This is a genomic window from Cupriavidus sp. 2TAF22, assembly GCF_052115045.1.
Classification (GTDB): domain Bacteria; phylum Pseudomonadota; class Gammaproteobacteria; order Burkholderiales; family Burkholderiaceae; genus Cupriavidus.
In genome coordinates this window covers 153,702-167,144 of sequence record NZ_JBFRFX010000014.1, presented here as the reverse complement: position 1 = coordinate 167,144, position 13,443 = coordinate 153,702, and the positions used below count along the sequence as shown (strand labels likewise).

Annotated in this window: 14 protein-coding genes; 8 read left to right on the top strand and 6 right to left on the bottom strand. The window is 68.4% G+C overall.

From position 1 onward, the window contains the following. From AB4Z48_RS19350 to AB4Z48_RS19320, 7 genes are all read left to right on the top strand, one after another. On the top strand, positions 1 to 259 hold a 259-nt coding region (locus tag AB4Z48_RS19350; protein ID WP_441616824.1), incomplete at its 5' end, for an iron-containing redox enzyme family protein. A gap of 83 nt (positions 260 to 342) precedes the next feature. Then, positions 343 to 708 (top strand): 2Fe-2S iron-sulfur cluster-binding protein, encoded by a 366-nt coding sequence (locus tag AB4Z48_RS19345; RefSeq protein WP_441616822.1) that lies wholly within the window; start codon positions 343 to 345, stop codon positions 706 to 708. A gap of 54 nt (positions 709 to 762) precedes the next feature. Next, positions 763 to 1,071: a ferredoxin gene (locus AB4Z48_RS19340; protein ID WP_441616820.1), complete on the top strand. Its 309-nt coding sequence runs from the start codon at positions 763 to 765 to the stop codon at positions 1,069 to 1,071. 75 nt (positions 1,072 to 1,146) lie between these two features. Next, positions 1,147 to 1,470, top strand: coding sequence for a 2Fe-2S iron-sulfur cluster-binding protein (locus tag AB4Z48_RS19335; protein WP_441616818.1), 324 nt, complete (start codon positions 1,147 to 1,149; stop codon positions 1,468 to 1,470). 179 nt (positions 1,471 to 1,649) lie between these two features. Continuing rightward, positions 1,650 to 3,188 (top strand): hypothetical protein, encoded by a 1,539-nt coding sequence (locus tag AB4Z48_RS19330; RefSeq protein ID WP_441616816.1) that lies wholly within the window; start codon positions 1,650 to 1,652, stop codon positions 3,186 to 3,188. A 42-nt stretch (positions 3,189 to 3,230) separates the two neighbouring features. Then, on the top strand, positions 3,231 to 4,706 hold the full coding sequence (locus AB4Z48_RS19325; RefSeq protein ID WP_441616814.1) for a gamma-glutamyltransferase family protein: 1,476 nt from the start codon (positions 3,231 to 3,233) through the stop codon (positions 4,704 to 4,706). A gap of 49 nt (positions 4,707 to 4,755) precedes the next feature. After that, on the top strand, positions 4,756 to 5,385 hold the full coding sequence (locus AB4Z48_RS19320) for a glutathione S-transferase family protein (protein WP_441616812.1): 630 nt from the start codon (positions 4,756 to 4,758) through the stop codon (positions 5,383 to 5,385). A 90-nt stretch (positions 5,386 to 5,475) separates the two neighbouring features. Here AB4Z48_RS19320 and AB4Z48_RS19315 read toward each other — a convergent pair whose 3' ends face one another. The 4 genes from AB4Z48_RS19315 to AB4Z48_RS19300 all read right to left on the bottom strand — a co-directional run bounded on the left by AB4Z48_RS19315 (position 5,476) and on the right by AB4Z48_RS19300 (position 9,858). Further along, positions 5,476 to 6,714 carry an MFS transporter gene (locus AB4Z48_RS19315; RefSeq protein WP_441616810.1) on the bottom strand — a complete coding sequence of 413 codons (1,239 nt, stop codon included), beginning with the start codon at positions 6,712 to 6,714 and terminating at the stop codon, positions 5,476 to 5,478. Between the two features lie 31 nt (positions 6,715 to 6,745). After that, positions 6,746 to 7,252 (bottom strand): flavin reductase, encoded by a 507-nt coding sequence (locus AB4Z48_RS19310; RefSeq protein ID WP_441616809.1) that lies wholly within the window; start codon positions 7,250 to 7,252, stop codon positions 6,746 to 6,748. A gap of 33 nt (positions 7,253 to 7,285) precedes the next feature. Beyond that, entirely contained in the window at positions 7,286 to 8,668 is a 1,383-nt protein-coding gene (locus AB4Z48_RS19305; protein ID WP_441616807.1) for an LLM class flavin-dependent oxidoreductase, read from the bottom strand. 296 nt (positions 8,669 to 8,964) lie between these two features. Further along, positions 8,965 to 9,858: an HpcH/HpaI aldolase/citrate lyase family protein gene (locus AB4Z48_RS19300; protein ID WP_441616805.1), complete on the bottom strand. Its 894-nt coding sequence runs from the start codon at positions 9,856 to 9,858 to the stop codon at positions 8,965 to 8,967. A 410-nt stretch (positions 9,859 to 10,268) separates the two neighbouring features. On the opposite strand from AB4Z48_RS19300, the gene AB4Z48_RS19295 reads away from it, so the two are divergent. Further along, entirely contained in the window at positions 10,269 to 10,838 is a 570-nt protein-coding gene (locus AB4Z48_RS19295) for a helix-turn-helix domain-containing protein (protein WP_441616803.1), read from the top strand. Between the two features lie 64 nt (positions 10,839 to 10,902). On the opposite strand, the gene AB4Z48_RS19290 is transcribed toward AB4Z48_RS19295, so the two are convergent. Next, entirely contained in the window at positions 10,903 to 12,039 is a 1,137-nt protein-coding gene (locus AB4Z48_RS19290) for an OpgC domain-containing protein (RefSeq protein ID WP_441616801.1), read from the bottom strand. A 317-nt stretch (positions 12,040 to 12,356) separates the two neighbouring features. After that, positions 12,357 to 13,373, bottom strand: a complete 1,017-nt coding sequence (locus tag AB4Z48_RS19285; protein WP_441616799.1) for a Bug family tripartite tricarboxylate transporter substrate binding protein — start codon at positions 13,371 to 13,373, stop codon at positions 12,357 to 12,359. Between the last annotated feature and the right edge of the window lie 70 nt (positions 13,374 to 13,443).

Below are 13,443 nucleotides of genomic sequence, written 5' to 3'. Positions count from 1 at the left end.
GACCCCCACCCTGCGCGACAAGTACAACTTCACCGACGAAGAAGTCGAGTTCTTCGACCTGCATATCGTCTCCGACGAAATCCACGGCGAGCGCGGCTACCAGATCGTGCTCGAACACGCCGACACCCCCGAACTCCAGCAGCGCTGCCTGAAGATCTGCGAGATCGGCGCACAGATGCGCCTGCTCTATACCACCGCCCTCTATCACGACTACGTCGCGCAGGAAATCCCGCTGCCCGAACTCGAACTCGCCGCTTGAGAGGGCTGCGTCATCGCACGCGGCCGGCATTGCACGCCGGCCGTCCTTGACAGACCACCACGGACCGCTTGCGGAACAGTTGTATGCCGAAAGTCGTATTTCACAAGAATGGCCAGACCTTCGAAGACGAGGTCAAGCCCAGTACCAACCTGGTGGTCCGGGCGGGAATCAAGCAGTTTCCGTATCCGAACCTGCGCTACGAATGCGGCATGGGCAAGTGCTCGAAATGCGCCTGCCGCGTGATCTCGGGCGCCGAGCACCTGCCGCCGCCCAACTGGAAGGAAAAGAAGCAGCTCGGCGAGCGGCTCGAACAGGGCTACCGGCTGACCTGCCAGATCTGGCTGGAGCATGACATCGAGCTGGCCCAGGACGAACTGCCGCCAGAGAGCGTCGCGCCCAAGGCCATGCCAGCCGCAGCGCGGCCGGTGACGGCAACCAGCAATTCGTGAGCCATCGGCAATTCTCCGCACCTGTACCAGCGGCAACAAGCAAGCGGCAAAGTCATGTACGTGATTCTCAGCAGCAAGCCAGGGCAGTTCCATACCGAACTCGTCGAAGGACTGTCGGCCGTGGAGGCCTACGACTACCTCTTCTACGGCCGCATGACGGCGCAGTACGTGATCGCCGAGCTGGCGTATCCGGTCAAGGTGAAGGTGGTAGAGCAAGCCGATGGCGGCACGCAGCCCATCGTCAACTACGTGCCCTCCAAATTCCTGGAGAAGTTCGACACGCTCGAAGGCGCACGCGAGGAACTCAGGCGGCTGGCCAGCTTCGGCAGCATGGATATCGCGCTGGTGAAGCATCCCGACTGAACAACCCCATCCACGACAAACCGAGTATGACCGGCACGGCGCCGGGCAGCCCCCTCATGCAATCGGACTGTTTCCATGATTGAAATCACCTTTGTCACCAACGACAGCAAGGTCGTCACCGCCCCCGAGAACAGCAACCTGCTGCGCGTTTCCCTGCGCGAGAAAGGCGGCATCCCCTTCAAGTGCGGCGGCGGCCTGTGCGGCACCTGCAAGTGCAAGATCGAAAGCGGCCTCGAGTTCACCGACGCCATCAAGCCCAAGGAGCGCAAGCACCTGACCGAGGAGCAGTTCGGCCAGGGCTACCGCATGGCTTGCCAGACCTTTGTGAACGGCGACATCAGCGTGTCCTGGGAAGCGCAGACCAGCGCCGCGGCCAAGGCCGTATCCGTCGCCGGATAAGCGAGCGCCGCTTGTGATGCGGCGTGCTCCCGGCTTGCCGCAGGATAGCTGCGGCGCACCTGCATGCCGCCCCGCCGCGCCAAAGTTTGCCGCTTTGGCACAAGGCCGGCTACGATGCCGCCTCTGCACAGACCGGCGACACCGCCTTCGTCACGCCGGCACAGGAGACAACCCCCAAAATGGATTCACATATCGCCATCGGCGCGGCCCACTGGGTCTACCTCGCCGGCGTGTTCGCCATCGTGCTCACCATGGTGTTCCGCGCCAACGTGGTGGTGCCCTCGATCATCGCCACCTTCCTGGTGACCCTGGCCTGGACCCATAGCCCGGTCAGCGCGCTGGCCAGCATCTTCAACGCCAGCTTCGTGGCGGCGCGCGAACTGTTCAACATCTTCCTGGTGATCGCGCTGATGACAGCGCTGCTCAACGCGCTCAAGGCCCTGCGTTCCGACGTGCGCATGGTGGAGCCCTTCCGTTCGGTGATGAAGAACGGCCACACGGCTTACTTCATGCTGGCCGCCATCACCTATGCCATCTCGCTGTTCTTCTGGCCCACCCCGGCGATCCCGCTGGTGTCCGCCATCCTGCTGCCGGCCGCCATCGCCGCCGGGCTGCCGCCGCTGGCCGGCGCCATGGCCATTGCCATCGCAGGCCAGGGCACCGCGCTGTCGTCCGACTACGTGATCGGCGTGGCGCCGGGCATCAGCGCCAAGGCGGCCGGCGCCGCGGTCAGCGCCGCCATGGTGGCGGACCGCGCGCTGGTGCTGTCGCTGATCACCGGCGGCATCGCGCTGACGCTGGCCTATCTTTCCATCCGCGGCCATATCCGCCCCGCCAGCACCAGCCTGCTGGAGCGCTGGCAGGGCCGCGCGGAAACCGGGATGGACCCCGCCGGTGGCGCCGGCAGCTTCGACAAGAGCGAACTGGCGCGCGGCACCGCGCATGGCGAGCCGCTGGGCACCGACGCCAATATCGCGCGCAGCCTGTCGATGGTGGAGCAGCGCCGCATCAAGTGGTCCAAGGCATTTGCCGTGCTCACGCCGCTGGCCTTCGCGGCGGTGATCGCGCTGATGGTCTCGCCCAAGCTCGGCCTCGGCGTGGCCGAGCTCAAGGGGGGCGAAGCCGCGGCCATGGTGGGGGGCACCGCGGCGCTGCTGATGATCCTTTGCACGCTGGCTGCCGAAGGGCCGCGCAAGATGCTGGACATGAGCGCAGAGCACATCACCGACGGCTTCGTCTTTGCCTTCAAGGCCATGGGCTCCGTGCTGCCGATCGCGGGATTCTTCTTTATCGGCGCGAGCGACACGGCCGGCGCCATCCTGCACGTTGGCACCGGCCACGCGCCCAGCCTGCTGTTCGAGCTGATCCAGGGCGCCGAGCAATGGATTCCAAACAATCACGTACTGGTGGCCTTCGGCGTACTGCTGGTGGGCATGATCACCGGCATCGACGGCTCCGGCTTTGCCGGCCTGCCGCTGACCGGCACGCTGGCCGGCGCGCTGGGGCCCACGGTCGGGCTGGACGCGGCCACGCTGTGCGCGGTGGGCCAGATGGGCGCGGTATGGACCGGCGGCGGGACGCTGATCGCGTGGTCGTCGCTGGTGGCCATTACCGGCTTTGCGCGCGTGCCGGTGCTCGATGCCGTGCGCGCGCTGCTGGTGCCGGTGCTGGCGGGCCTGACCGTCTCGACGATGTGCGCCGTGGTCCTGTGGCGCTGAAACACCGAACCTCAAACCCCTGACAAGCAAGGAGCGACCCGCATGACAACCGCAACCCCGGCCGAAGGCGTGCGCGCCGCGCACTGCATGGTCGCCACCGGCCACCCGCTCGCCGCGCAGGCAGCGCTGCGGGTATTGCGCGAAGGCGGCAGCGCTGTCGACGCGGCGCTCGCGGCCGACGCTATCCTGGGCGTGGTGGAGCCGATGGCCACCGGCATCGGCGGCGACATGCTGGCCATGATCGTCGAGCCCGACGGGCATGCGGTCAGCTACAACGGCACCGGCCGCGCGCCTGCGGCCTTTCCGATGGCGGCACTGGCGGGCCTCCCCGGGCAGCGCATCCCCGAGCGCCACGCGCTTTCGCTGACCACGCCCGGCGCGGTGCGCGGCTGGGAGGATCTGCACCGCCGCTATGGCCGCATGGAGTGGAAGCAATTGTTCGCCCCGGCGATCGCGCTGGCGCGCGACGGCTTCCCGGTCGCACCGGTAGCCGCGCGCGAATGGGCCGTGTTCGATCGCGTGCTGCACCAGGACCCGGTCTGCGCCGCGCTCTATCGCGCCGGCCGCCCGCCGGTCGCCGGCGAGACCTTCAGCAATCCGGAACTGGCGAAGGTGCTGGGCGCCATCGCGGCGGAAGGCGCCGATGCCTATTACCTGGGCGCCCCCGCGCAGGCGGCCGCGACAGCCAGCCGCAATGCCGGCGGCGCGCTGGCGGCCGCGGATTTCGCCGCCCATCGCGGGAATTTCTGCACGCCGGTTTCCACGACCTTCCGCGGCCTGACCGTGCTCGAGTGCCCGCCCAATACGCATGGCGTGGCGATCCTGCACGCGCTGGACGAACTGGGCCGGCTCGACCCTGCCCTGCTGGCGCAGGACGATCCCGCCGCCGTGCTGCGCACCGTGCAAGCCATGGGCCGCGCCATGCAATACGCCAAGCAAACCGTGGCGGACCCGGCCGGCAACACAGTCTGCACCGTGGTGGTGGATCGCGACGGGCTGGCCGTCACGCTGATGACCAGCATCTTCAAGCGCTTCGGCTCCGGCATAGCGGTGCCGGGTTGCGGCTTCGTGCTGCAGAACCGCGGCTTCGGCTTTGCCGGCCCCGGCCATATCAACAGCCCCGCGCCCGGCAAGCGGCCGTACCACACGGTCGTGCCCGGCGCGGCGCTGCGCGACGGCCGCTTCCATGCGGGCTTCGGCGTGGTCGGCGGCCTTATGCAGCCGCAAGGACAATTGCAGTTGCTGGTGCGGCTGGCGGCCTGGCAGCAGCCGCTGCAAGCCGCGCTCGATGCGCCGCGCTGGCGGCTGGAGTCCGACACCGCGCTCGCCATCGAAGCCGGCATGCCGCCGGCCATCGCGCAAGCCCTGCGCGACGCCGGCTACACCGACCCCGCCGGCCTTGGCGAGCTGGGCGACCGCAGCGATTTCGGCGGCGCGCAGATCGTCATGCGCGATGCCTCAGGCGGCCTGCTGGGCGCATCGGACAAACGCAAGGACGGCATCGCGCTGGGCGATTGAAGCGCGCCCCGATTGCCGACACCCATTTCCAACCGCCGGAACCCCACCCGTGACCCTGAAGATCTACGGCATCGCCGCCTCGCGCGCCATCCGCCCCCTGTGGGCGGCGGAAGAACTTGGCCTGGCCTACGAGAACATCCCGCTGCACTACGCCTCGGCGCAAGCCAAGGCACCCGCCTACCTGGCGATCAACCCCAACGGCACCGTGCCCGCCATCGACGACGATGGCCTGGTCATCTATGAGTCGCTGGCCATCACGCTCTACCTGGCGCGCAAGCATGCGGGCCAGGTGCTGTGCGACGGCACCGCCGGACAGGACGCCGGGATCCTGCAATGGACGCTGTGGGCCGCCACCATGGTCGAGCCGCACCTGACGCAGTGGAGCCAGCACACCCGGCTGTTGCCACAGGCGCAACGCGACCCCGCCCAGGCCGCCGCGGCGCTGGCGGCGCTGGCGGCGCTGCGCAAGCCGCTGGCCGTGCTGGACGCGCATTGCGCGCGCCAGCCCTACTTGCTGGGCGACACCTTCACCGTGGCGGATCTGAACGTGGCATCGGTGCTGCACCGTCTGGCCGACATCGATGCCTGCGCCTTCACCAGCTTGACTGCCTGGCACCAGCGCTGCGTGACGCGGCCGGCGGCGCAGCGGGCCTTCGCCTTGCGCCAGCAGGCGGCCTGAGCCAGCGCCACCAGCAGGCCGATGCACGCATCGGCCGCCGCCTGCCCCTGGCGGCAAGGACGCCGCGACGCACCGCAAGGCGGCATGCGGCTAGCGCTTGCCGCCCGCCAGCTTGACGGCATCCGGGTGCCGCCGCAGCCGCCACATGGCGACGCAGCCCAGCGCCGGCCCGATGGCCAGCATGCCGAAGCCCCCGCGCCAGCCGAGATACGCCACGACATCCGGCACCAGGTGGATGCTGACCAGCGTCAGCAGGAAGCCCGCGCAGGTCTGCGCCGTCAGCAGCGTGCCCACCGAGGACGGATCGGCCAGCTCGGTCACGCTGGCGGAGAACTGCGCGGAGTCCGCGATCACGGACAGACCCCACAGCAAGGCCACGGCCACCAGCAGCGCCATCGGCGCGGTGGACAGCCAGCCCATCAGCGCCGCGCACGAGGCGCTGATGCCCATGGCACCGATGGTCACGGCGGTGCGGCCCACGCGGTCGGCCAGCCAGCCGCCCAGCCACGCGCCGAGCGCGCCCACGGCCACCACCACGAAGGTCATCCATTCGGCCCGCGAGCGCGCTTCGGCCACGCCGCGCGCGACCAGCGTCTGCTGCAGGAACAGCGCCAGCCAGGCCCACATCGCGTACAGCTCCCACATATGGCCGAGATAGCCCAGGTTGGCCAGGCGCACTGCCGGGCTGCGCCAGGCCTGCGCCACCTTGCCGATATCGATGCGCGTGGCGCGCCTGATGTTGGGACCGACGCTGGCGAAGCCGATCAGCACCGCCGCTGCCGCGGCACAGGCCGCGGCCACGCCGTAGATGGTGCGCCAGTCCAGCCCGCCGGTGGCGGCCAGCAGGTGCGGGCTGGCCGAGCCGAGCGTGAGCGCGCCCACCAGCAGGCCGATCAGCAGGCCCAGGTCGCGCTGCGCCCAGGTGGCGGCCATCCGCATGCCCACGGGATAGACTCCCGCCATGCACATGCCGGTGACAAAGCGCAGCAGCACCACCACGCCGCCGGTGGGCGGCAGGAACGCCAGCGCGCCGGTGGCCAGCGCCGCCACCAGCGCGGAACCCATGAACAGGCGCCGCAGATCGTAGCGGTCCGGCAGCGACAGCAAGGCCGAGGTAATGGTGCCGGCGACAAAGCCGAACTGCACCGCGCTGGTCAGCAGGGCTTCGTCGAAGGCCGCGATCGCGTGCGCCTGCTTGATAACGGCGATCACCGTGCTCGACGAGAACCACACGCCCATCGCCGCCACCTGTGACAACAGCAGGATGACTAGCGAGGCGGTCTTGCCGGGCAGGTGGGCGGCGGCGGGCATTGCGGGCGTGGAGGACATGACGGGCGCGGCCTGGGCGCGAGCCATCGCGTCAGGTCCCGGCGTCGGCTGGCGCCGCCGCGCCGACCCGGTGGAAATCGCGGCCGAAATAGATCAGCCCGTCGCGGTCGTCCTGCGCGCGCGCGGCCCGGACCGCGCAGAAGAACACCGTGTGCGTGCCGACCTCGGTCACCGATTCGATCTCGCAATCGAGCGCGCTGACCGCGCCGCGCAGCACCGGCGCGCCGGTCTCCATGCGCTCCCACTCTGCACTGGCAAAGCGCTCGCCGATCGAGACGTCCTTGCTGGAAAAGCGCATCGCCACGTCGCGCTGTTCCGCGCTGAGCACATTGACGCACAGCCGGCCGTTCTCGCGCATGGCGGCATTGTTGCGGCTGGCGCGGTTGATGCACACCAGCAGCATGGGCGGCTCGTCGGTCACGCCGCATACGGCGGAAGCGGTGCAGCCGGCCAGGCCCGCCACGCCGTCGGTGGTGATGACGTTGACGGCGGCGCCCAGCCCTGCCATCGCGTCTCGGAAAGTCGTCTTGTCTACCATGCCCTTGTCCGGTGCCTGCGCAGAATGATGATCTCAGGCCTGCGCGCCTGCAACCGCGGCGGCGCCGCGGTAACGGGCGGCAGCGTGCGTGGCCGGCAGGCGGGCGTGGCCGAACAGCTTGTCGCGGTAGGTGCCGTCGCGGTACGCGGTCTTGTAGACGCCGCGCTCCTGCAGGATCGGCACCAGCAGCCCGATCACATCGTCGAAGCACTCCGGCATCACGGTGCGCGAGAGATTGAAGCCGTCCACGCCGGTGTCCTGGCTCCAGCCCTGCATCAGGTCCGCGATGCGCCCGGCGCTGCCCACCCAAGGCGCCTGTCGGCTGCCCAGCACCATCTGCTCGAGCAGCTTGCGGCGGGTCCATTGCGGGCCGGCGCTGCGCGTCATGGCCTCCACATTGGATACGATGGCCTGGCTCTTGCTGGCCTGGATGGGCTCGTCGATGTCATAGCGCGCGAAGTCGATGCCCATCGACGCGGCCGCGTGCACCAGTGCCGCCTCGGAACTGACATAGCGGCGGTATTCCTCGTACTTTTCCTGCGCCTCGGCATCGGTCCTGCCGGTGACGATGGTGGCGCCCATGAACACCTTGACGTCTTCCGCGCGGCGGCCCTGCCGCACCGCCTGGGCGCGGATGTCGCCGACGATCTCCTGCACCCCCTCCTTCTTCTGCCCGTTCACGAACACGCATTCGGCGTGCGTGGCCGCGAACCGGCGCCCGCGCGCGGACGATCCCGCCTGGTACAGCACCGGGGTGCGCTGCGGCGACGGCGCGCACAGGTGCACGGCGTCGACCTTGTACTGCGGGCCGCGATGGTGGACGGCGCGCACCTTGGACGGATCGGCATAGACGCCGCCGGCGCGGTCGTGGACCACGGCGTCGTCGTCCCAGCTGCCTTCCCAGAGCTTGTAGACCAGCGCCATGTATTCGTCGGCGAGGTCGTAGCGGTCGTCGTGCGCCGCCTGCCCTTCGATGCCGATGGCGCGTGCCGCACTGTCGAGATAGCCGGTCACGATATTCCAGCCGATGCGCCCGCCGGTCAGGTGGTCGAGCGTGGACATGCGGCGCGCGAACAGGAACGGCTGCTCGTAGGTCAGGTTGCAGGTCACGCCGAAGCCGAGATGGCGCGTGACCGCCGCCATGGCCGGGATGATCAGCGTCGGGTCGTTCACCGGCACCTGCACCGCGCCGCGCAGCGCGGCGTCCGGACTGCCGCCGTAGACGTCGTACACGCCCACCACGTCGGCGAGGAAGATGCCGTCGAACAGGCCGGCTTCGAGCGTCTTCGCGTAGTCGGTCCAGTACTGCAATTCGCCGAAGCGACTGGATTGATCGCGCGGGTGGGTCCACAGCCCCTGCTGGATGTGGCCCACGCAGTTCATGTCAAAGGCGTTCAGACGAATTTCACGGGGCATGCCGGCTCCAGGTCAGCCATTGGTCCGCCGGGGCCGCTGCTTCGCCGCAAACCGGCCAATGTCTGCCACCCCGCTCATTGCGTTTAATATAGTGGACGGATGACTACCGATAAAAGCGAAATTCGATAAGGGTTAACGCGAGCATGTGAGGCAGCCCGGCGCAATGCCAGATGCCAGATGCCAGATGCCAGATGCCAGATGCGGGAAGCGGGGAAGCGGGAAACAGCGCCGACGCCGGCGCCCGTCAGATGGCCGCCGCCACCGGGCGGTTCGCCTGGCGGCCACGGCGACGCAAGTCAGTCCTCGCCGTCGACCTGGCAAAGTATCCGGTGGGCCAGGCGCAGATGCGGCCGGTCGATCATCGTGTCCCCGAGGCGCACCACGCCGGACGCGCCCACGGTAGAGAACGCGGCCACCACCTGCCTTGCCCAGACCACTTCTTCCTCATTGGGAAGGAAGGCCTGGTTGATCGCGGCGATATGTGCCGGATGCCCCGCCGCCTTGGCTACGAATCCATCGCGGCGCGCCTGCAAGGCCTCTGCCACGATCTGCGCTTCGTCGCCGAGTTTGGTGCTGACGGCATCGATCGCGTCGACGCCCGCCTGGGCGGCCGCAAGCAGGCACATGGTCCGCGCCACGGAGAAGGGCGATGTGAGCTCCCGGCCGGCATGCGACGAGAAAGCGCCCAGATCCGCGGCCAGATCGTCGACGCCCCACATCAGCGCGCGCAGACGCATGGGGGCGTTGCGGTACGACGAGAGACCGAACACGCCCTCCGACGTCTCCGTCGCCATGGCGATGATGCCGGTCTGCTGCTTGCCGCCGAGCAGGATGTGCTCGAACGCGGAAAGAAAATCGCCTAGCCGGTGCACATCGTCGACACTCCGGCATTTTGGTAACACGATGGCATCGGGACGGTGACGCACGACGGTTGCGAGGTCTTCAAGGACGTGCGCCGTGGACAGGCCATTGATCCGCACGAAGAAGCAGGCGGGCATCGATTCCCGGTGCACATCGAGGAAGGCCGAAAGCCGCTTCCTCGCCTCGCCCTTCCCTTCCTCGGGCACGGCATCCTCGAGGTCGAAAACCAGCGCATCGGCGCCGGACCGCAAGGATGCTTCGAGCTTCCTGTCGCTGTCGGCGGGTACGAAAAGCAGAGAGCGCAGATGGCCCGGCGTTCCAATACTCATGGTCTTCTCCTGCCTTGCGGCCATCCAGGCCTGCGATTCCGGTACGCGAGACTCGCGCCCGGGTTCCCGGCGTCCCTGTTGYGACAGGATTCGTCCTGAACCACCGGGTCATTGTCCTGCACGATGCCTGCACCGGGCAACTTCGTCAAACCGCATTCCCGGAAGACCCCTTTAGCCAATTTCGAATACACTGGCCCGGCCACGCCGGCGATACGCGATACGCAATACGCATCGGCATGGGCGGCCGGGAAAAACATGCAGATATCGTCATAGATGGAATGGCCGGCGATGCTCGGGCCGATGGACCGCAAGGACCCCGGCTACAGGCGGCAGGCGCGGGGCGGCACCAGGACGGCGCCTCGTATAATGCGGCGACCATCGCCACGGCCCCGCGCCCGGATTCCAGTCCCATGCAAAACCAGCCTTCCGCCGATCCTACCGTCGCCATCTCCGCCCGCATCAGGACCGAGCGCGAATCGCGCGGCTGGTCGCTGTCGGACCTGGCCGATCGCTCGGGGGTGTCCAAAGCCATGATCAGCAAGATCGAGCGCGGCGAGGCCAGCCCCACCGCCACCGTGCTCGGTCGCCTGTCCGGCGCGTTCGGCCTGCAGCTGTCGATGCTGCTGGCGCTGGCCGAACAGGCTGGCGAGCGCCTCAGCCGGCATGACGACCAGGCGGTCTGGCAGGATCCGGAAACCGGCTACACGCGCCGCGCGGTCTCGCCGCGCAACGGCGGCATGCTGGAATTGCTCGAAGTCATGCTGCCGGCCGGGACCCGCGTCTCCTATCCGCCCGCCGCGTTCACCTTCCAGCACCAGCAGATCTGGATGCGCGAAGGCACGCTGGTCTTCGAGGAAGGCGATCTGGTGCACACGCTGAACGCCGGAGACTGCCTCCAGCTCGGCCCCCCGGTGGCCTGCACGTTCTTCAATCCCGGCGATACGCCGTGCGTGTACGCGATTGCGCTGGTACGCCGCTGACAGGAGCGGGAGCGCCCGGGCCTTGCAACCCGGCCGCGCCACCCGGCGCAGCTAGGCTGCGCAGCTAGGCGGCAGCGGCCTTGCGTTCTTCCTTGCGCCGCCCCCACCAGCCGCCGATCACCAGCAGCAGTGCCACCGCGACGATATCGCCGCCCAGCGCGATGGGCCGCGACGGCCGCCCACCGGCGATGCCATAGGTAAAGCCCTCGATCACCACCGACACCACCGCGCCGAAGACAAAGCAGAACAGGCTATGGCGGCCGATCTGCACCACCGGCCCCATCACCGAGGCCAGCCGCGCCACCCAGCCCGCGCGCACCGCCAGGTAGGCCAGCCATGCCAGGCCCAGGAAGCTCGCCACGCGCAGCGCCGCCAGGCTCTTCTTGGGCAGCGGGAACACCATGGTCGGCAGCCACGCCGGCAGCCACGGCTCATAGACGTGCGGACGCATCCACAGGTAGGCCAGCAACACGCCGGCCAGCGTCATCGCCACCGCCAGCACCGTCACCACCCAGCGCACCAGTTGCTGGCGCGGCAGGATCACGTCAGGCCGCAGGCGCGCCATCAGCCCCAGGCCGAACATCAGTTGCCAGGCAAAGGGATTGAAACTCCAGCCATTGCCGTCGCTGCTCGGCAGCAGCGGCGTGAGCATCGGCGCCATCAGCCACAGCAGCGCGCTGGCGCCGACGAAGGTCAACGGCCGCGCGCGCGCCATGCGGATGCCCAGCGGCGCGAACAGGATGAACACCGCATACATCGGCAGCACGTCCGAGACGAAGGGCTGGCGCGCCACGCTGAACACCTCGACCAGCGTGCTGAACGGATGCGCCATGAAGATCGGCGCCTCGGTGGATACCACCGCCGGTGCCGGCACGCGTGCCAGCGCCAGCAGCAGACCGAACACCAGCATCAGCACGCCGGTCAGCACGAACGCCTTGTAGATCTCCCAGCTGCGCCGCACCAGGCGGCTCTGCGCGGCAGCCGCGCCGTGGCGCGCCTCCATGGCCAGGAAGGCCGAGCTGGCCGAATAGCCGGCCAGGAAGACAAAGATCTCCGCCGCGTCGAAGAACGCGAAATTGCGGATCGTATAGTCAGCCAGCACGCTGCCATTCACGTGGTCGACCACGATGAAGATCAGCGCGACGCCGCGAATCAGGTCAACCTCAGTTCTGCGCTGGGTTTCGTTTGTTGCCAAAAGCATCTCCTGCATTACCCGGCACCGGACGCCCCGACAAAGCGCCCGCGTGCCCCCGGGATCTCCTCGAGCGGAGAACCCGTACCTGTTCAATGTGTAAAAACCAGCACGTTGGACAGGACAGATGCGCAAATGTGCCGCGCCCGAGACGCAACCATGCCCTGGCGACGAACGCGCAGGGCGAGATGATACGGCATACTGGGGATTACCCTAGGATCCTGGGGCGGAGTCTTGCCAGAGGGCGGAAAACAAGAAGGCCGGCGAGCACGGCAAGGAGGCCGAGCCCGCCGGCCCGTGCCGGTTCAGGGGATGTCTTCGCAGCCTTAAGACTGCAATGGCTGGATCTTCGCGCGATGCACGATCGCGCGCCATTTCAGCGTTTCGGCGGAGATCGTCCGTGCGAATGCCTCCGGCGTGCTCGCCACCGGCTCGAGCCCAAGCCCCAGCATCTTCTCGCGCACCTCCGGCTGGCGCAACACCGCGGCCGCATCCGCCTGCCACTTGCGCACCACCGCGTCCGGCGTCCCCTTCGGCGCCACCAGCCCGTACCACGAGGTCACGTCGAAGCCCGGATAGCCCGACTCCGCTACCGTCGGCACGCCCGGCAACTGCGCCAGGCGCTGCGGCCCGGCCACGGCAATCGCCACCAGCTTGCCTGAACGGATATGCTGCAGCACGGTCGACACGCCTGCGAACACCATCTGTACCTGCCCGCCAAGCACATCATTGAGCGCGCTCGCGGTGCCGTTGTAAGGTACGTGCACGGTCTGGATGCCCGCCTCCAGGTTCAGCAGCTCGCCCGCCAGGTGCGCCCCGCTGCCGCTGCCCGGCGAGGCAAAATTCAGTTCACCCGGATGGGCGCGCGCGTAGGCCACCAGCGCCTTGAGCGAATGCGCGGGAAAGCCCGGGCTGACCACCAGCACGTTGGGCGACCTCGCCAGCATCGTCACGGGGACCAGGTCGCGCGTGTCGAAGCCAAGCTTCGGGAAAAGAATCGGGTTCACCGTGAGGTTGCCTGCCGGCGCCAGCGCCAGCGTATAGCCGTCCGCGGGTGCCCGCGCCGCGGCCTCCATGCCGATATTGCCTGCCGCGCCGGGCTTGTTGTCGATCACCACGGCACGGCCCCACTGCTCTGCCAGCTTCTGCCCCACCAGTCGCGGCAAGGCATCGGACACGCCGCCCGGCGCGAACGGCACGATCACCCTCACCGGCTTTGCCGGGAAACCCTCGCCTGCGGCGGGGCCGGCAGCGAACGACGGCAGGCTTGCGCAGGCCAGCACGGCTGCCCCCGCAAAGCGAACGACAGTGGAACTGGCAAGCTGGCGGACAAGACGATTCACCTCGGACTCCGAAAAACGTGGAAAGACAACAAGCGCGCCGGGCATGCGCGCGCTTGTTGTTCAGATCGAT

Coding starts and splice junctions, on each gene's coding strand:
- AB4Z48_RS19345 (WP_441616822.1), top strand. CDS start 343: ATGCCGAAAGTCGTATTTCACAAGAATGGCCAGACCTTCGAAGACGAG.
- AB4Z48_RS19340 (WP_441616820.1), top strand. CDS start 763: ATGTACGTGATTCTCAGCAGCAAGCCAGGGCAGTTCCATACCGAACTC.
- AB4Z48_RS19335 (WP_441616818.1), top strand. CDS start 1,147: ATGATTGAAATCACCTTTGTCACCAACGACAGCAAGGTCGTCACCGCC.
- AB4Z48_RS19330 (WP_441616816.1), top strand. CDS start 1,650: ATGGATTCACATATCGCCATCGGCGCGGCCCACTGGGTCTACCTCGCC.
- AB4Z48_RS19325 (WP_441616814.1), top strand. CDS start 3,231: ATGACAACCGCAACCCCGGCCGAAGGCGTGCGCGCCGCGCACTGCATG.
- AB4Z48_RS19315 (WP_441616810.1), bottom strand. CDS start 6,714: ATGTCCTCCACGCCCGCAATGCCCGCCGCCGCCCACCTGCCCGGCAAG.
- AB4Z48_RS19310 (WP_441616809.1), bottom strand. CDS start 7,252: ATGGTAGACAAGACGACTTTCCGAGACGCGATGGCAGGGCTGGGCGCC.
- AB4Z48_RS19305 (WP_441616807.1), bottom strand. CDS start 8,668: ATGCCCCGTGAAATTCGTCTGAACGCCTTTGACATGAACTGCGTGGGC.
- AB4Z48_RS19300 (WP_441616805.1), bottom strand. CDS start 9,858: ATGAGTATTGGAACGCCGGGCCATCTGCGCTCTCTGCTTTTCGTACCC.
- AB4Z48_RS19295 (WP_441616803.1), top strand. CDS start 10,269: ATGCAAAACCAGCCTTCCGCCGATCCTACCGTCGCCATCTCCGCCCGC.
- AB4Z48_RS19290 (WP_441616801.1), bottom strand. CDS start 12,039: ATGCTTTTGGCAACAAACGAAACCCAGCGCAGAACTGAGGTTGACCTG.